Annotated in this window: 17 protein-coding genes and 1 pseudogene; 11 read left to right on the forward strand and 7 right to left on the reverse strand. The window is 60.2% G+C overall.

Going from position 1 to position 16,452, the window contains the following annotated elements:
- Nucleotides 1–688: 688 nt before the first annotated feature.
- From panD to AC1RZR_RS13870, 3 genes and pseudogenes are all read right to left on the reverse strand, one after another.
- Nucleotides 689–1,141 carry an aspartate 1-decarboxylase gene (gene panD / locus AC1RZR_RS13860; protein ID WP_481828624.1) on the reverse strand — a complete coding sequence of 151 codons (453 nt, stop codon included), beginning with the start codon at nucleotides 1,139–1,141 and terminating at the stop codon, nucleotides 689–691.
- Between the two features lie 67 nt (nucleotides 1,142–1,208).
- Nucleotides 1,209–2,192, reverse strand: a complete 984-nt coding sequence (locus AC1RZR_RS13865) for a 3-oxopimeloyl-[acyl-carrier-protein] synthase BioZ (RefSeq protein ID WP_481828625.1) — start codon at nucleotides 2,190–2,192, stop codon at nucleotides 1,209–1,211.
- A pseudogene (locus tag AC1RZR_RS13870) lies at nucleotides 2,189–2,770 on the reverse strand (aminotransferase class III-fold pyridoxal phosphate-dependent enzyme); the annotation flags it as partial. The gene AC1RZR_RS13865 and the pseudogene AC1RZR_RS13870, both read right to left, overlap by 4 nt.
- On the opposite strand from AC1RZR_RS13870, the gene AC1RZR_RS13875 reads away from it, so the two are divergent.
- The gene (locus AC1RZR_RS13875; RefSeq protein ID WP_481828626.1) at nucleotides 2,769–3,071 is read left to right on the forward strand and encodes a LysR substrate-binding domain-containing protein; all 303 of its coding nucleotides are present in this window, start codon (nucleotides 2,769–2,771) and stop codon (nucleotides 3,069–3,071) included. The pseudogene AC1RZR_RS13870 and the gene AC1RZR_RS13875 sit on opposite strands and share 2 nt — an antisense overlap.
- A 238-nt stretch (nucleotides 3,072–3,309) precedes the next feature.
- Here the strand turns inward: AC1RZR_RS13875 and AC1RZR_RS13880 are convergent, their stop codons facing one another.
- Complete coding sequence (locus tag AC1RZR_RS13880) at nucleotides 3,310–4,206, reverse strand: LysR family transcriptional regulator (protein ID WP_481828627.1); 897 nt, start codon at nucleotides 4,204–4,206, stop codon at nucleotides 3,310–3,312.
- A gap of 389 nt (nucleotides 4,207–4,595) precedes the next feature.
- Here AC1RZR_RS13880 and AC1RZR_RS13885 point away from each other — a divergent pair, with 389 nt between their 5' ends.
- From AC1RZR_RS13885 to AC1RZR_RS13925, 9 genes are all read left to right on the forward strand, one after another.
- The gene (locus tag AC1RZR_RS13885; protein WP_481828628.1) at nucleotides 4,596–5,207 is read left to right on the forward strand and encodes an FMN-dependent NADH-azoreductase; all 612 of its coding nucleotides are present in this window, start codon (nucleotides 4,596–4,598) and stop codon (nucleotides 5,205–5,207) included.
- A 48-nt stretch (nucleotides 5,208–5,255) separates the two neighbouring features.
- On the forward strand, nucleotides 5,256–5,651 hold the full coding sequence (locus tag AC1RZR_RS13890) for a DoxX family protein (protein WP_481828629.1): 396 nt from the start codon (nucleotides 5,256–5,258) through the stop codon (nucleotides 5,649–5,651).
- 68 nt (nucleotides 5,652–5,719) lie between these two features.
- Nucleotides 5,720–6,772, forward strand: coding sequence for an LLM class flavin-dependent oxidoreductase (locus tag AC1RZR_RS13895; protein ID WP_481829057.1), 1,053 nt, complete (start codon nucleotides 5,720–5,722; stop codon nucleotides 6,770–6,772).
- A complete protein-coding gene (locus tag AC1RZR_RS13900) occupies nucleotides 6,765–7,727 on the forward strand; it encodes a glutathione S-transferase family protein (protein WP_481828630.1) in 963 nt (320 codons plus the stop codon). The genes AC1RZR_RS13895 and AC1RZR_RS13900 overlap by 8 nt, the downstream gene beginning before the upstream one ends.
- Before the next feature lie 23 nt (nucleotides 7,728–7,750).
- Entirely contained in the window at nucleotides 7,751–9,079 is a 1,329-nt protein-coding gene (locus AC1RZR_RS13905; protein ID WP_481828631.1) for a glucoamylase family protein, read from the forward strand.
- A gap of 614 nt (nucleotides 9,080–9,693) precedes the next feature.
- Nucleotides 9,694–10,374, forward strand: a complete 681-nt coding sequence (locus AC1RZR_RS13910) for an amidohydrolase family protein (RefSeq protein ID WP_481828632.1) — start codon at nucleotides 9,694–9,696, stop codon at nucleotides 10,372–10,374.
- A gap of 23 nt (nucleotides 10,375–10,397) precedes the next feature.
- Entirely contained in the window at nucleotides 10,398–10,688 is a 291-nt protein-coding gene (locus AC1RZR_RS13915) for a type 2 periplasmic-binding domain-containing protein (RefSeq protein ID WP_481828633.1), read from the forward strand.
- A 162-nt stretch (nucleotides 10,689–10,850) separates the two neighbouring features.
- Entirely contained in the window at nucleotides 10,851–11,558 is a 708-nt protein-coding gene (locus AC1RZR_RS13920) for an ABC transporter permease (RefSeq protein ID WP_481828634.1), read from the forward strand.
- A 4-nt stretch (nucleotides 11,559–11,562) separates the two neighbouring features.
- A complete protein-coding gene (locus AC1RZR_RS13925) occupies nucleotides 11,563–12,294 on the forward strand; it encodes an ABC transporter permease (RefSeq protein ID WP_481828635.1) in 732 nt (243 codons plus the stop codon).
- 244 nt (nucleotides 12,295–12,538) lie between these two features.
- Here AC1RZR_RS13925 and AC1RZR_RS13930 read toward each other — a convergent pair whose 3' ends face one another.
- The 3 genes from AC1RZR_RS13930 to AC1RZR_RS13940 form a co-directional block, all read right to left on the reverse strand.
- Complete coding sequence (locus AC1RZR_RS13930; RefSeq protein WP_481828636.1) at nucleotides 12,539–12,727, reverse strand: hypothetical protein; 189 nt, start codon at nucleotides 12,725–12,727, stop codon at nucleotides 12,539–12,541.
- Nucleotides 12,728–12,976: 249 nt separating this feature from the next.
- Nucleotides 12,977–13,906: a hypothetical protein gene (locus AC1RZR_RS13935; protein WP_481828637.1), complete on the reverse strand. Its 930-nt coding sequence runs from the start codon at nucleotides 13,904–13,906 to the stop codon at nucleotides 12,977–12,979.
- Nucleotides 13,906–15,456 (reverse strand): polysaccharide biosynthesis/export family protein, encoded by a 1,551-nt coding sequence (locus AC1RZR_RS13940; RefSeq protein ID WP_481828638.1) that lies wholly within the window; start codon nucleotides 15,454–15,456, stop codon nucleotides 13,906–13,908. The genes AC1RZR_RS13935 and AC1RZR_RS13940 overlap by 1 nt, the downstream gene beginning before the upstream one ends.
- Nucleotides 15,457–15,861: 405 nt before the next feature.
- Here AC1RZR_RS13940 and AC1RZR_RS13945 point away from each other — a divergent pair, with 405 nt between their 5' ends.
- Nucleotides 15,862–16,398 (forward strand): hypothetical protein, encoded by a 537-nt coding sequence (locus AC1RZR_RS13945; protein ID WP_477270758.1) that lies wholly within the window; start codon nucleotides 15,862–15,864, stop codon nucleotides 16,396–16,398.
- Nucleotides 16,399–16,452 lie beyond the last annotated feature (54 nt).

Consider the following 16,452-nt stretch of genomic DNA (forward strand, 5'->3'; position numbering starts at 1 on the left):
GGAGGCTTGCGAGATACTCCGGGCTGCGGCGTGTCGGTCTCTTCAATCCGGCTCGCGGATTCGTGGTCTGCATTAGTCGGGCTCCTTGTTCGGTTCGCCAGACCATACGAGAACATACGGAGGATATGGTGTAGCGAACCACTCGCTAACTGTTTGATTTTGTTGAAAAGACGACGTCCCTCTGCGACTAACATAATCGTTATTTGTCAATAGGTTACGAAGCGGTTCGCCCAAATTGATTCAAGAAGCTGATCCAGCCACTCGCTGACCGCATGGATCTTCTACCGAATGGCAGCAATGCGCCGCAACTCGGCCATTAAAGTCGGGTGCGGCGCCGCAAGAGCAGACCTCCCGGATACCATGCAAACGGTCGCTGCTGCGCCACAAAGTAGCCGCCACGGCTATGGGCACCACCACCTCTAAGCAGGTATTGATTTGCCGGAGTTCTTCCTGCTTTTTTGTCCCACTTTTCGCCACCGACTTTTTCGATCGGACAAATCCGTCCAGATTTTGTTCCGGGATAACCAGGAGATGGCAGCCTAGCCTCTCCAGCCATCCGGCGTCGTTGCGCCTTCCCCCTGTAGTGCGTCGTTTGCTGCTCGGTTGGATGAATGCGCAGCTATTTCATGCAACCGGCGAGCGGGCTCACACGACCGCTACGGAAAAGCTCGAGCTAAGTCGGTGCAAGTCAGGCACCGGAGACCAAGGCAGGAATGGCCAAAGCCGCATTAGCCTCGTCAAGGATGGAGAAACTGTATCGGCCATCTGCGTCCAGATCGACGGAGTAACTCAGGCGGTCGCGTATGTGGTTGTCCTGGTCGAACGTGACGATCCGCGGCTTCAGCGAAGTGATTTGCTCTTCATCCAGATAGATGGAATTGCAGATTATGATCTGGTCGCCAGGCTGGCAGGTGCGGGCGGCAGCACCGTTGAGGATGCAGCACCGCGAGCTTCGCTCGCCAAGAATGACATAGGTCGAAATCCGCGCACCGGAATCCTTGTTCCATATCTCCACGAATTCCATGGGCAGGATCCCGGCTGCCTCGCAGTGGACAGGGTCGAGCGTTATCGAACCATGGTAGTTGAGGTTCGCTTCGGTGACGTGGATACCGTGCAGCTTGCCGGCGACTATTTTTCGCATTGGTTCCGTTGTCCCTATCGATCGTACAAGGTCAGTCTTGCCGTCCCATTGGGGGCCGGGTTGCCCGCTAAATTCCGACGACGAGTGCACCGCCGCTGAGGCCGGCACCTGCCGCTGCAAGGAGTATTTTTTCACCCGACCGAAATGGCTCCGTCTGATGGACCAGCGAGAGCGAGAGCGGGATCGTTGCTGCGGAAGAATTGCCGTAGTCGGCGATCGTCTTGACGATTACATGATCCGCTATGCCAAGGTTCCTCCCGACCGCATCGAAAATGCGGGCATTCGCCTGATGCGGCACGAACCGGCCGACATCCTGTGGTCGCACTCCGGCAGCGGCAAGCGCGCTTGTCGAGCAATCGGTCATTATCTCGACAGCCTTGGCGAACACTTCGCGGCCGTCGGTCATCGTCATACGGGTCTGCCCGAGATCGAGGTCGCCATGGAACGGGATGTTACTTCCGCCTGCCGGAATCTGGATCAGCCCGTAGCGCGAGCCGTCGGAATCCACCGAAGCGCCGAGAATGCCGCGATCGGGGTCCTCGCACGGGCCGATCACCAGGGCGCCGGCGGCATCGGCGAAAAGAACCGAGCTTGCGCGCTCGGCTGGATTGATGCGGCGGCTGAGGATGTTGGCGGCGATGACAAGGCTCGCTTTGCCGTGCAGGCGGGTGAAGCCGTCGGCGAACATCAGCGCATAGATGAAACCGGCGCAGGCGCCGGTTAGATCGACCGCGCCTGCGCGGCCAAAGCCGAGCCTGTGGGCGACCAAGGGTGCACTGGGCGGCAGAAGGTGGTCGGGGGTCGAGGTGGCAAGCAGCAGCAGACCGATGTCGCTGCGGTCGATGCCGGCATTCGTCAGGGCCATGTCGCCGGCCTGCGTGGCAAGACCAGACAGCGTGTCTTCGTCCGTTGCCCAGAAACGGGAGCGGATTCCGGTACGCCTTTCGATCCAGCCCGGTTCGAGGCCGAGACGGCTCTCGATCTCGGCATTCGCCACTTTGCGCCCAGGCGCGTGATGGCCAAATCCGAGAATGCGCGACGACCTGCTCATGGTCTCGAACCGAAGCGTTCGCCGGCCTCCTCGATGGCGTCATAGAGCCCGTCCAATTCTTCGCCGGTGATGCAATAGGGCGGCAGGAGATAGAGGACGTTGCCGAGCGGGCGCACAAGCAGCCCCTGGTCGAGGAAGAAAGTCCGCAGCTTCGGGCCGATCTCAGCCAGATAGCCGGCCGAGCCGGCGCGCAGATCGAGCGCCGCGATCGTGCCGGTCGCCCGGCTGTCGCTGAAGAAGGGGTTGTTGCGGAAGCGTCGAAGTCCGGCGGCCTGCCTCGCGCTCAAGGCCGCGATCCGCTCGGTCACCGGCTCGTCACGCCAGATCTCGACATTGGCGAGTGCTGCCGCGCAGGCAATCGGATTGGCGGTGTAGGAGCTCGAGTGGAAAAAGGTCTTCTGCCGATTCACGGAATAATGGGCCTGGAAGATGGCATCGGTCGCAAGCGTGGCGGCCAGCGGGATGGCACCGCCGGTCAGGCCTTTCGAGGTGCAAAGGATATCCGGCGAGACGGACGCCTGCTCGCAGGCGAACATGGTTCCTGTTCGTCCCCAGCCCGTCATCACCTCGTCGGCGATGGCAGGTGAGGACGTCCAGGTGGCGGCACTGAACACCTGGCGCGTCACCGAGCAATCGGTCCGACATTCTCTCATTCTCGCTGGTATCGGATGGGGAAGCCTGCCTGAAGCGCTGGTCGAGGACGACTTGGCTGCCGGTCGCCTCGTAAAGCTGCCGATTAAAAGCGACGGCTTTCAGCGGCTTGTAAGTCTACGGCTGGTTGTAGCACATCGGCGGGATGAACCCTTGGGGCCGGCCGGCCGCTGGCTTCTTGCGCGACTAAGCGGCATGGCTACCTCGGTGACGCCCAAGGCCGAGTGAAAGGCAGATACCGTCAGCCTAGCAGTAAGAACTGGTTTTGGTGTTCAACCGTAATGCTCCATCATAAGTTACGGTGTCGGCGAGCTACGGAGGAGAAAAATCCTTATCGGAGAATATTGAATGGACAAACCCAAACACTGTCGCACGCGCAAGACACAGTGACCAAACGGGTCGCCACTGGTATGCAATCATCACCATTCCACAGTCGAATTGTCGTGGATTCAATATTTACCCGATTTTACTGTGAGTGCTGTTTGAGACGGTCGATCATCCAACGCCCGGCGGGTCCAGGTGGAGCGTCTACTCTATAAACCGCCGACATTGGCAGCTTCAATCCATCTGGCGGTATATCCTCGATCGAGAGTTTGATCAGCCGGCCTTCGGCAATGTCTTTTTCAACGGCGTGTAGGGGCATCCCTCCCCAGCCAAGACCACTGACAAGAAAAGCATGCTTGGCGAAGAGGTCGGCCAAGCGCCAGGTCGAGGGCGACATGACGCCGAACTCACGGCCGGCTGAGAGTTCAGATCGATCCGTCAATATAAGCTGAACGTGATGTGCCAGCTCTTCCCGTGGGATCAAACCCTCATGCGACGCCAGCGGATGTCGTGCCGCGGCGACCATAACGAACTCGACACTTGTGATACGCTCGACCAGCAGGCCGGGAGGCAATGTTGGCAATGACCCAACCAGACCAAAACTCGCCCGGCCATCCATAACCGGCTGGACCGCGCCCCCCAGTGCTTCGACATAGAGCCGCAACGGGGTGGCCGGGAATTCTGCCCGAAACGCGTGTGAAACATCGGCAATCGCCGCGATCGGAAAGAAGACGTCAATCACTGCAGTGAGCTCAGACTCCAGCCCCCCGGCGATGCCCTTCGCACGGGCCTTCATGCCATCCACAGCACCGACAACGGATCGCGCATCGGCAAGCAGCACATCTCCCTGCGTCGTCAGTCGCGGATAGCGAGATGAGCGATCAAACAGCGTCACGGCAAGCTGGGCCTCGAGATTCGCGATACTCTCACTGACAGCGGACTGGGTTCGCCTCAAGCGGCGGGCGGCGGCTGAAAAGCTTCCTTCATCAGCGGCGGCGACAAAGGTGCGCAGTTGATCAAGAGATACGCCATCAAGCATGTTTTTCTCCTCTTATCGGCCCAACCGATAGATCTCGTCGCACAATACATGCCGACCTTGTTCATGCACACGTCGCATTTGACACACCGGCGACGGGATCGGCACCGCTATTGCATTCGAACGCGCGGGCGGCAGCGAATTTCGTCTATGTCGATGTGCGGCACCCTCCGAGACAGTCAGCCGATGCAGTCGGGGCCTGTTGCGCTCGGCGCAGCTTCAAATGCCATTGACACCATCCATCATTTTTACCGATGGATAGCATCAAGATATACCGGCTTCTCGTGGGATAGGAAGCCATGGCATGTGATTGCTCTATGCTCAACGCCATCAAGAAATTCCTGTCCCGCACTTTCACAGCTTCCCTGACCGGGCGGCCGGAGAATCATCCTATGACAACCATTCTTCATATCGATTCCAGCATTCTCGGCGGCTACTCGGTGAGCCGCACGCTCACGGCGGAAATCGTCGCCAAGCAACAGGCGCTGCACCCCGACGCCCGTGTCATTCGGCGGGATCTCGTCGTTGACGCGGCCTTGCATCTCTCGGATGCGCACATGGCCGTCTTCCAGGGCGGCGAGGTCGGCAATGCCGCGCTTGGCCAGGACCTGGCCACCGGCAGCGCCTATATCGACGATCTGTTTGCCGCCGACATCATCGTCATTGGCGCACCGATGTACAATTTTACGATCCCGACGCAGCTGAAGGGCTGGATCGATCGGGTCTGCGTTGCCGGCCGCACGTTCCAATACGGCGCCAATGGCCCAGAAGGGCTCGTCAAGGGCAAAAAGGTCTTCGTGGCATCGGCGCGCGGCGGCGTCTACACCGGTGAAAGCCCTGCTGCAGGTCTCGATCACCAGGAAACATACCTGCTCGGCGTCCTCGCCTTCATCGGCCTCACCGACGTGACAATCATCCGCGCAGAAGGCCTGGCGCTCGGCGAAGATGCCAAGACCGCAGCCATCGCTGGCGCCAAGACGCAGATCCAGGCGCTCGCCGCCTGATCCCCCATCTGCTTCCCAACCATCCCAGAGACCGAGGCTCGATACATCATGTCCCAGACCAACCTGTTCGCGGCCGTCGGCCGTTTGCTGCTCGCCATTCTCTTTATCCTCAGCGGGCTCGGCAAAGTCGGCGCGCCGGAAGCCATGCAAGGGTATATTGCGTCGGTCGGGCTACCCCTGCCGATGCTCTCCTATCTGATTGCCATCGTCGTCGAAGTGTGTGGCGGCTTTCTGCTTCTCGTCGGTTACCAGACCCGTATCGCCAGCCTTGCACTGGCGGCCTTTACGTTGACGGCGGCTGTGCTCTTCCACAGTAACTTTGCCGACCAGAACCAGATGATCCACTTCCTGAAAAACATCTCCATCACCGGCGGGCTTCTACAGGTCGCAGCATTTGGAGCAGGTGCCCTCAGCCTCGATGCCCGCCGTCTTCGCACGGCGTAAAACGAAGATGGGCCGGTCATCACTGACCGGCCCCCCTGGTCCCGATCGAACACGACACTGGAATGAACATGGAAATTGGTATCGACAGTTTTGCAGCAACCATTCCCAACCCTGCAGCCGGCCAGACCGTGCCGCCTGCAGACCGATTGGAGGCGTTGCTTGCAGAGGTGGAAACCGCAGATCGAGCAGGTCTCGATGTCTTCGGCATCGGCGAACATCACCGCGTGGAATTTCTTGATTCCGCGCCCGCCATCATTCTGGCTGCCGCTGCGGCGCGCACCAAACGCATCCGGCTCACCAGTGCCGTGACAGTACTGAGTGCCGCCGATCCGGTACGGGTTTTTCAGGATTTCGCGACAATCGACCTGATTTCCAAAGGTCGCGCCGAGATCGTTGTCGGACGCGGCTCCTTCGGCGAAGCCTATCCTTTGTACGGCTTTGCCATGAACGACTATGACGCGCTTTTTGTCGAGAAGCTGGATCTCCTTCTCAAACTGCGCGAAGAGACGAACGTGACGTGGAAGGGCCGTTTTCGGCCGGCCCTCACCGGTCAGGGCGTCTTCCCGCGCCCGCATCAGGCCAAAATGCCGGTCTGGGTCGGCGTCGGCGGTACACCGCAGTCCTTCGCGCGCGCAGGAAGCCTCGGTCTTCCGCTGATGGTCGCGATCATCGGCGGCAGTTTCGATCGGTTTCGTCCGCTTATCGACCTTTACCGGGAGGCCGGGCATCGCGCAGGCCATGCACCTGAGGCGCTGAAGGTCGGGATTCACGCAATGGGCTTCGTCGGCGATACGGACAAGGGCGCCGGTGATGCATTCTTCCCGGGCTGGGCGTATATGTTCACCGAGATCGGCCGCGAGCGCGGCTGGTCGACCGCAACCCGCGCCCAGTTCGATGCCATGCGTGGTCCGCATGGTGCCTTCCTGATCGGAAGCCCACAAACGGTGCGAGACAAGATCATCGCTGCAGACAAGGCGCTCGGCGGCATTTCCCGCCTCACCTTCCAGATGAGTTCCGCCATGCTGGAGACCGAGGCGATGCAACGCTCCATCGAGTTGCTTGGCACCGAGGTCGCTCCGGCGGTCAGAGCAGCGCTCGGGAAGGCGCCTTATCATGGGTGAGCTGGTCTCTGGTGCATGGCGGCGCAGCGGAATGGAGACCGTACTGACTGACGGCGAACTGCGCCGTCCGCCGTCTCTCTTTCGCGAGTGGATCACCGCTGCAGGAGGCGGCCCGTTCAAGGCACAGCCCGGCCGCTACCACCTCTATGTCTCGCTCGCCTGCCCCTGGGCGCATAGAACCCTGATCATGCGCAACCTCAAGGGCCTCACCGATTTGATCGACGTCTCCGTCGTTCACTGGCTGATGGGCGAAGATGGTTGGACCTTCGATCCCGGTGACGGCGTCAGTTCCGACGCGGTGAACGCCGCAAGATTCCTGCACGAGATCTACACGATTTCGGATCCGGATTGCACGTCGCGCGTCTCCGTGCCTGTGCTATGGGACAAAGTCCATCGCCGGATCGTTTCGAACGAATCCTCCGATATCCTGCGTATGTTCAACACCGCTTTTGACGGCGTGGGCGCTGCGGACGGCGACTATTACCCCGCAGACCATCGCGACGAGATCGATGCCGTCAACGCACGTGTCTACGCATGTCTCAACAACGGCGTTTACAGGTCCGGGTTTGCCACGACACAAACGGCCTATGAGACAGCCGTCGGCGAAGTTTTTGAGACGCTCGACTGGCTCGAAGAGCGACTAGCGCAGCAACGCTACCTCGTCGGCGGGATTCTGACTGAAGCGGATATCCGGCTGTTTACGACACTGGTGCGTTTTGATCCGGTTTATCACGGGCACTTCAAATGCAACCGACAGGCATTGGTCGATTATCCGGCGCTCTGGGCTTACACGCGAGATCTCTTCAGGCATCCTGCTATTCGCCCGACCGTCGATTTCGAGCACATTAAGGGTCACTATTATGGCAGCCATCTCTGGCTTAATCCAAGCGGCATCGTTCCCGTTGGACCCGACTGCGATTTCGACTTCCCCTCCGGACGCGAGAGTTTGGCATGAGCAGGATCGATAGGTTGTAAAAATTGCCCAAGGTTGGTGTCGAGCCGGACAAGCAGGCTGAGTGGTCGGACGAAGCCTTGCTGGCCGATCTGCAGGATGCCTCGTTCCAGTACTTCATTGAGGTCGTCAATTCAAAGAACGGTCTCGTTCGCGACCGAAATCGAGACGGCGCGCCAGCCTCGATAGCAGCAACTGGTATGGGCCTAAGTGCTCTCCCGCTAGGCATCGCTCGCTCAGTAGTTACGCGCGAGGAAGCGGCGGACTATACGCTGAACGCCCTCCGATTCCTCTACGAACTGCCTCAGGGGCGCGAGCCTGATGCCTCAGGATATAAAGGCTTTTTCTACCACTTTCTCGATATCGATACGGGTCGCCGGGTTTGGAATTGCGAACTTTCGACAATCGACACCGCGCTTCTCATGGCGGGTATCGTCACCGCAGCCGCATACTACCAGGAGGATAGCGAGACCGAGGTCTTGATCCGCAACTATGCTGACCGGCTCTATCGCCGTGTCGACTGGGCCTGGGCGCTGAACGGCGGGGCCACGCTCACCCATGGCTGGAAGCCGCACCAGGGATTTCTGCGGCATCGGTGGACCGGCTTCGACGAAAGCCTGATCCTGTACGTTCTAGCGCTGGGGTCGCCGACCCATCCGATCCCCCAGGACACCTGCCCTCAAGCCCGCTCCAGCGGATACCATTGGGCAGAAGTCGGGGGCGAAGAGCATTTTCACGCCGGACCACTCTTCATTCACCAAATGTCGCACATCTGGATCGATTTCCGTGGCATGCAGGACGCACCGATGCGTCAAGTCGGCATCGACTATTTCGAGAATAGCCGCCGCGCAACCTATGCTCAGCGTAGTTACGCCTGCGAAAATCCTCGAGGTTTCAGCGGTTATCACGAAAACAGTTGGGGCATAACGGCGAGCGACGGTCCGGGGCCTCTGCGCCGAACGATCAATGGCAAACGGCGCATGTTCCATGGCTACATGGCGCGAGGTGCGCCCAGTGGACCCGACGATGGTACGCTATCGCCATGGGCTACGGCAGCGTCTCTGCCTTTTGCCCCTGAGATCGTCATGCCGGCACTTCGTCACTTCCACAAGATCGGACTGCGTGACGACCATCCTTACGGCTTCACGGCCAGTTTCAACCCGACACTCTGCGACGACGGTTCGCAACGAGGCTGGGTCGCCCCCGAGCATATAGGCATCAATCAGGGGCCAATCGCCCTAATGATCGAAAACTACAGATCCGGCTTCCTCTGGGAGATCGTGTCGCGCTCTCCCCACATAATTAGTGGACTCCGTCGGGCCGGCTTTACTGGCGGCTTTCTGGACGGCGTTTGAACAGAAATCCCTTATCGCGCGCGAAGTGCAGTGTCGCGGGCACTCACGGAGCACGCTGGTTCGCATCTGGCGGGCATAGGCCTAGCTTTCGTCGGCCCTGATCGCGAAACCGAAGCGAAGTGATTTGGAACCCCATCCGGAAGCCGCCGAATTTGCGCTAGAATGCGACCTAAGTAACCGAAAATAAATATAAATCACGCCGATTTCGATCGGCGGTTATCGACGGGTAGAGTTTCGGGCCGGCGGCCTGCCTGATACGCTAAGGTTGAAGATAATAGAAATTACAGGTCACGAACTTGGCGAGACCATCCAGAAGCGCGCTCTCCGCGATCCATCGGTCAGTCCGATGTTTTTCATCAAATAAAACAGGCTATTCGGCCCCGAGCAAGTTTGACATTGCTGACGGCATCGCGAGACATCGCCGGCAAATCTTCGATTTCCCGCCGAGGTTCTGCCGCCGGACGCGAGCCCAATTCGAGGCCCTTCCTGCTCGCGCCCTAACCGCCCACTGGAGACCATCCCTATGAAATGGCTAATCACCCTACTGGCCGCAACGATGTGGATTGCCGTTGCGTACGCTCAACCTGCAGAGACACCAGCCGGTGCTGATCTGATTGTATTCAACGCGAAGATCAGCACCGGCACCCTCTCAGCCTTCAGCATCGGCGCTTGCCGTCAAAGACGGCAAAATCTACTCGGTCGGAACTGATTCCGAGATCCTGAGCCTCAAGGGGCCCAACACCCAGGTGATCGATGCCGGTCTCAAGCGTCTCGTACCCGGTTTGCATGACGCACACATCCATGTGCTCAATGAGTTCAGCTACAACTACACCGTAAGGTGGGACGGGGTGCCTACGTTACAGCGGGCGCTGGAAATGCTGAGCGAACAAGCCAAACGAACACCAGATGGCCAGTGGGTCAAAGTGATCGGGGGGTGGTCGCCTTATCAGTTCGAAGAGAACCGCCTCCCCACGCCAGACGAGCTCAGACAAGCCGTCCCCAACCGTCCCTTTATTGTCCAGTATGCATACAACCGCGCCTTCTTGAATGAGCTTGCCATGAAGGCTTTCGGCGTGGGAACCGACAAGTTCCCTGCGCTGCCGGGCATGGAGTTTGAGAAAGACAGTCAAGGCAACTACACCGGTGTCGTCACCGCGGACACCTTTGGGTTCATCGCGCTCGAATTCATGGTTCCCCAGCCTTCGGCCGAGGAGCGGTTAAGCTCCTACATATACGCCATCAATGACCTGAACACGCCCATTTTCTTGAGAAGCGTGCGCCGAATGCCGACCTGAAAACATACGATACGCTCGACCAAATGCAGATCGACCTTGCGAGTGGTCGTATCGACACTGCTTTTGCTGATCAATCCGCGCTGCAGGACTTCCTGGACAAACCGGATGGCAAAAACTTCCAGCTGGTCGGCGTCAAGATCCAGAGCACGTTCGATCCCACGCTTGGCGAGGGAATAGGCGTTGGCATCGCGCAGGAGAACACCGAGCTCAAGGCCAATATCGACAAGGCACTTTGCGAGCTGATCGCTGACGGCTCGATCGGCAAGGCCAGCCAGAAATGGTTCAAATCGGACATTTCCCGGCCCTGCAAATAACAGCGTTCAAAAACGACACCGCGTGCGCCTGGCCAAGCCAGGCGCATGCGAAAGTCGGGCTTACCGCTCGTCTGATGGCGCCGGCCTCGGGGCTGACAATCTCGGCCAGCGCGGTTCACATCCAAATTTGTCTCTTTAGCGCGGCAGACTAGGGCAACTCAGATGGAATTCGGTCTCTGGCAGGTTTGGGAAGCTGGTTGGGTGACCGCCATCTTGCGAGGTGCTGCGATAACGATTGCCGTAGGCGTGGTCAGTATGGCGGCCGGGCTGATGATCGGCATCGTTTGCGGTCTCATCAAGTGGGCCAGAATATTTCCCCTTTCAGTTCTAGTCGACGGTTACACATCGGTGGTGCGCGGCGTTCCTGAACTGCTCATTATTTACCTGCTGTTTTTCAGTTCGGTTGAATTCGTGACGAAGGTCGTCACCGCTTTCGGCTACGCAGGGGTAGCGGAGAGCGGCTACGCCTTCGTCATCGCAGTGATCGCCATCGGCGCTATCTCTGGCGCATATTCGACCGAGGTCGTGCGTGGGGCATTGGGAGCGATTCCCAACGGGCACATCGAGGCTGCGCGCGCTCTCGGGCTGCCAGGTAGCCGTATCTTTCGCCGAATTATCGCGCCGCAGATGCTGCGCATCGCAGTTCCCGGTATAAACAACGTCTGGCAGACCACCATCAAGGATACGGCCTTGGTCTCGGTGGTTGGCCTTCAGGAGTTGATGCGTATTTCATACGTAGGTGCAAACTCCACCCGCCATCCGTTCATCTTTTATCTGATCGCGGCCGTCGTCTACCTTGTCGTCACGCTTGTAAGCCAAGCCGGGTTCGACGGGATCGAACGCGTGCTCAGGCTCCGGACAAGAAAGTAACACGATGGACCTCATCCAGCTCGCGGTTCCAGTTCTGCTCAAAGGCCTATGGGTTACGGCCGCGCTAACACTGATTTCGGTTCTGATAGGCTTCAATCTTGGTCTGGGATTGGCCCTGATGAGGTTATCTGCGAATCGCTTCCTGTCAGGCTTCGCCAAATATTACAGCAATATCTTTCGCGGAACGCCGCTGCTGGTGCAGATTTTCCTGTTCTACTATGGGCTTGGGGAAGTCTCCCTGATCAGGGATAATGCTCTCTTATGGTGGATCATCAGCGATGGTTCGCGCTGCGCTGTACTGGCACTTGCGCTCAACACCGCCGCATATACGTCCGAGATTCTGCGCGGAGGATTGATGTCCGTCCCGGCAGGTCTTGTCGAGGCGGCCCAGGCCTGCGGCATGTCGCGTATGCTGCGTTTCCGTCGCATCGAGTTCCCACTTGCGATCCGCCAAGCGCTGCCAGCTTATGGAAATGAGCTTATTCTTGTCGTCAAAGGCACAAGCTTGGCATCCACGATTACTGTGCTCGAAATCACTGGTTATGCGAAGCGGCTCATGAGTCAGACCTTCGCAATCTTCGAGATTTTCGCCATTGCCGGAATACTCTATCTGGTCATCAATCTGTTGTTGATTGCGATCATTCGCTTGTCAGAGCGTTTTCTCATGCGGCATGAGACGCAATCTCGCCAAGGATTGAGCGCACCGCGCCCGGAGGGTTCTGCGGCCGTTTTGTAACTTTTGGCGTTGGACACCGGCGGCTCCGGCAGTTTCAAGCTAGGTTACCAACTTCAGTGGTTCTGCCGTTCTAACTTCCCTGTTGCCAGCGTCACGCGGGCGGGCTGCCTCGCACGGCTTGAGATCCCTATCACTGATGCCACGGTCCGCTGATGGCCCTGCATTCGCTCCTGCGATCCACGGGCATCGAGGTGGCTTGGGCGAAGGAGCGGCCGCCGGACTCACTGCGCTGCGAGGAAGCCCTTCACCGCGGCGATCGTCGCCGCAGGCGCTCCATCAGCCAGTGGCCGGCGTTCCGCACGGTGACTTCCTGCACGTTCGTCGCTGCGTCGCGCATCTGCACCGCCACGTTGGCGCCGAAGACCTTCTCGGCGCCGATGCGGAGCACAGGCATCGTCAGCTTCGTCTCCATCGGCTTGAGGTTGTCGGCCACGTCCTTCTGGTCGATCGCAAGGAACTAGGCGAATGCGGAATGCATCGCGCCGGCCTGGCGTAGATCGCAGCGTAGTGACGGCGGGTCGCCTTGTAGGGCACGCGCGGCGTCCCGGCCGAGCGCCTGATCAGGCGCTCGCAGCCGGAGAGCTGGTGGCCGATACTGCGCGATCGGCCGCGACATTCTGCCCGCCGGCGCAGGTGAGGTGGCTGCCAGTGAGACGTCGGACACCAGCCAGATTCATCAAACCTATATCACCGCGACGACCCAGCCCGCCGCGTCGAGGCGACATCCGACCCGCGCCTGCCGAACCTCGATGCCGCCTTGTCTTGCATAGTCTATCCGCACCTCAATCGGTGCGGTGAGGGCGCCGCGACGATGCCGGCGCAGGGCACCTGCGCTGGCTGCGTGCACACGCACGGCGCCAAGGGGCTTCGCAGCCGCCATGATCGCCTGACGGCAGACGCGAACCACGGCAGGCGGAGTGCCAGGTATCGCCTTTGACGGCACCGGAAGCCGTCGCATGGGATAGGCTGTGGTGCTCGACCCGAACGTGTCGCGACCACCTTTGGAAGGCCAGAGGCTGCGTGGTAGGGCGATTGCGTGTCGCACGCCCCTGGCCACGACTATGGCAGCCGCCTTCTTGCCGGCACCGACACTCGCTGGCCCTGTGGCGCCCCCCAACGCAGCGTCCGCTCGACCACTTACCGTGCCGGGCGGAGCTGCGCCAGCACCGGCTGATTGGTCTCCCGCAGCGGGCGCCGAAACGCCGCCGCTTACGCCGCCGAGGCTGGTGCCGGCTCCCACGTTGGCGCCAAGCGATCCCTCGCTCGTGCCGACCGACCCTCCAACGGTTGCTCCCCCGATTCCGTCGACGCTCGCGCCTACACCGACGGAGGCGCCGTTCGAGCCGGCGCCCAGACCGGCGCCGACCCCGACGCCACCGACGTTGCCGCCAAGGCTCGCCGATCCCCCGCTCGTGCCGACCGATCCTCCAACGGTTGCTCCCCCGATTCCGCCGACGCTCGCACCAACGCCAACGGAGGCGCCGCCCGAGCCAACGCCCAGGCCGGCGCCGACCCCGATACCACCGACTTTGCCTCCAAGGCCTGCATCAAGAGCCGAAGCAGGCCCGATCGCAACTGCGATCGCCAATGCGGCAGCCAGAAACTTGCGCATCACCATATTCCTTGTGCTGGGCGCAATGGCGCCCTCGTCGGGAGCAACGCGGCGGGAAGACTAATCGTCGTCAGCCGAACAGGTCGCGGTGACTTGCGGACCACCACTTTGCGGATTTCACGCCGTTCGGGCTCGCGGGCCCGTTTCCCTGTGAGTGCACTGGTACGAGGGCCTGCGCGATCACCGGCGGGTGCTTTGGGAGCGGGCTCGATGCGCTGATCGCGAGGCGCATCGCGCGCTTTCAGGATGTCGGTTTCGTTTTGCGCCGCAGCGAGGTCGCGGGCTAGGACAATGGCGCTTTCGCGCTGTTGCTCCAAAGCAGCAGAGAGCCGGGCGACTTCGTCTTTTGCCGCGTCGCGATCCTGGCGAGCGACATCGAGATCGCGCTCGAGAGCATCTGCTCTCCCGCGTTCCAATGCGAGCTCTTCGCCGGCTCGCTTTGCAGCGGCCTCGGCAACCTGGCGGCCCTGAATGCTGGCCACTTGTGCAGCCGCGGCCAGTTTTCCGCTTGCCTCCAGAACATCAAGAGATTGGTGTGCCGCGGCAAGATCGCGTTCGAAGCGCTCAACCTTCTGCCGCTCCTCGTCAAGCGCGCGCCTCGCTCCAGACAAGGATGCCTCCGCAGCCTGGTGAGCTCCGAGTGCTTCGGCCTTTTCGTGGATGGCGAGAGCGGCTTTGGCCTGCAAGGTTTCGACTTCGCGCTGCACCGTCGCCAGATCCTGCGCGAGCCGTTCGGCTCTTTGCTTCTGCTCGTCAAGGGCTTGCCCTTGAAGAGCCGTCGCGTCTGCAATCGCACGCGCCCGCACGCCTGCGTCGGCTGTGACGCGCCGCATCATATCAAGTTGTTCTCGCGCCGCTTCCAGCTCGCTGCGGAGAACTTGCTCCACCTTGTCTGCGGACTGACGATCTGCAGACGCCTGCTGGCGAGCCGCCTCAAGCTCCTTGCGAACGGCCGATAGTTCATCCGGTGACGCATCCGTCTTGGATCGTTCCCGTTCTAGCCCGGTCGCGGCAGCCGCCACCAATGTGCGAGAACCGTTCACGTCTGGTGGCGCCCCGAGCGGGTGTCCTTCGACCTTGGCGTCGCCCGAAGACGCTGCCGATTGCCTGCGTTGGACGGTCGTGACGGGACGCACGTCGAACCCACTTCTGGCCTGTAGGCGATCGGTGATCAGCTTTGCCAATTCACTCTCACGCAGACCCGCAGCCGGAACGTGCCCAATGACCGGAAGGTCCAGCGCCCCGGCTGTACCGATCGTAAAAGCACCGTTGAGCTCCACGCCCTCCGTAACACCGCCGCGCAAGGCATCCCACCCCGAGACCTTCAGCTCGACAGTGTCTTGGGGGACGAGCCTGTCGTCAGTCTCCGATTGACCCCTTGCTGGGGCACCAAATAACAGGATGAGGCAGAACGGGATGAGGCTTATCGTGGCGCCGCGCGACCTCTTGCGGGTGTCGTGAAACGAGGCTGCCGTGGTTGAGAATCGCCGGTTACCGCCGTGGAATGCAGGGCTGTGGCAATCCGGCTTGGACCTGTGGACATGATCCATCACTGGACCTCCATGACTCACTGACCACGCGCAGCACAAAGGCTCACGGACCACGCGCAGCACAAAGCTCACGGCGTGAGCCTAGCAAGATCGATCAGCAGTGATGAGTACCAAATAGAGCGTAGTTGCATCGCCCAATTGAGTAAGCGGACGCGTCCGTACCAGGTTCGACAGCCAACTGCTCTGCGATTCGACCTTCCATATCAGTTCTTGGGAAAGTCCATAATCGGATCCGGATTTGACTGTCACATCGAGACACTGGTCTCGGTGGGGCCGTTGTCCGGGCCGCAAAGACTTCGCTCATTGCGACGACAACGATCGGCTTTACTGCCAGTGGCGGTGAGGGCCGTTAAGCCTTGAGCAATCTATGCAGTCTATCTTGACTGGCAGATTGTCGAGGGGAACATGAAACGCAAGCCGCTTCTGCTTTTTGCCTTCCCGTTTCTCATTCTTGCGATCCTGGCAGCGGAGCGCATGGCGACCGTCTTGCTGGGAACCTATCCAGCCAGCCCCACCGCATGGTGGATATGGCTTGAACTGCGCCCTTGGTCGACGATGCTTTGGCAGCAGATCGATTTCAATCTGGGTGAATCGATGACTGTCGACGCGGCCGTCCTTGCTGCCGCAGCGATCGCCTGCTGGATGGCGTGCCACACCAGAAAGTCGGCTTTCTTCTTCCTCGCCAACCACGTCGCCTTGATTTTCGCCGGGCTGATGATCGCGGTCGGCGGCAACTCGGAAACGGCGAGCACGATCGCCGCGTTCACGTCGCCCAGCGGTCTTCCGTTCTCGCTGACGGTTGATTTCACCTTGAAGAGCAGCCTGGTGCTGCTTCTGGGCACCGCGGCGTGTGCATACTGCCACGTCGCCTTCCTCGCCGAAGCGCGGGCGCGGTCCGAAGCCCGGACCGTCCGCATCCTGGCCCTGCAGCGGGATATCTAAACCATTCCAGGCAGCATTCGCCGCCTGCGTCCCCGCCAAGTCTATGCCCTACAA

The sequence above is a fragment of the Mesorhizobium bavaricum genome, assembly GCF_056781655.1.

Excerpts from the sequence above, each read along its gene's own strand:
- panD (WP_481828624.1), bottom strand. The coding sequence starts at position 1,141 with ATGCGAAAAATAGTCGCCGGCAAGCTGCACGGTATCCACGTCACCGAA.
- AC1RZR_RS13865 (WP_481828625.1), bottom strand. The coding sequence starts at position 2,192 with ATGAGCAGGTCGTCGCGCATTCTCGGATTTGGCCATCACGCGCCTGGG.
- AC1RZR_RS13875 (WP_481828626.1), top strand. The coding sequence starts at position 2,769 with ATGGCAGGTGAGGACGTCCAGGTGGCGGCACTGAACACCTGGCGCGTC.
- AC1RZR_RS13880 (WP_481828627.1), bottom strand. The coding sequence starts at position 4,206 with ATGCTTGATGGCGTATCTCTTGATCAACTGCGCACCTTTGTCGCCGCC.
- AC1RZR_RS13885 (WP_481828628.1), top strand. The coding sequence starts at position 4,596 with ATGACAACCATTCTTCATATCGATTCCAGCATTCTCGGCGGCTACTCG.
- AC1RZR_RS13890 (WP_481828629.1), top strand. The coding sequence starts at position 5,256 with ATGTCCCAGACCAACCTGTTCGCGGCCGTCGGCCGTTTGCTGCTCGCC.
- AC1RZR_RS13895 (WP_481829057.1), top strand. The coding sequence starts at position 5,720 with ATGGAAATTGGTATCGACAGTTTTGCAGCAACCATTCCCAACCCTGCA.
- AC1RZR_RS13900 (WP_481828630.1), top strand. The coding sequence starts at position 6,765 with ATGGGTGAGCTGGTCTCTGGTGCATGGCGGCGCAGCGGAATGGAGACC.
- AC1RZR_RS13915 (WP_481828633.1), top strand. The coding sequence starts at position 10,398 with ATGCAGATCGACCTTGCGAGTGGTCGTATCGACACTGCTTTTGCTGAT.
- AC1RZR_RS13920 (WP_481828634.1), top strand. The coding sequence starts at position 10,851 with ATGGAATTCGGTCTCTGGCAGGTTTGGGAAGCTGGTTGGGTGACCGCC.
- AC1RZR_RS13925 (WP_481828635.1), top strand. The coding sequence starts at position 11,563 with ATGGACCTCATCCAGCTCGCGGTTCCAGTTCTGCTCAAAGGCCTATGG.
- AC1RZR_RS13935 (WP_481828637.1), bottom strand. The coding sequence starts at position 13,906 with ATGCGCAAGTTTCTGGCTGCCGCATTGGCGATCGCAGTTGCGATCGGG.
- AC1RZR_RS13940 (WP_481828638.1), bottom strand. The coding sequence starts at position 15,456 with ATGGATCATGTCCACAGGTCCAAGCCGGATTGCCACAGCCCTGCATTC.
- AC1RZR_RS13945 (WP_477270758.1), top strand. The coding sequence starts at position 15,862 with ATGAAACGCAAGCCGCTTCTGCTTTTTGCCTTCCCGTTTCTCATTCTT.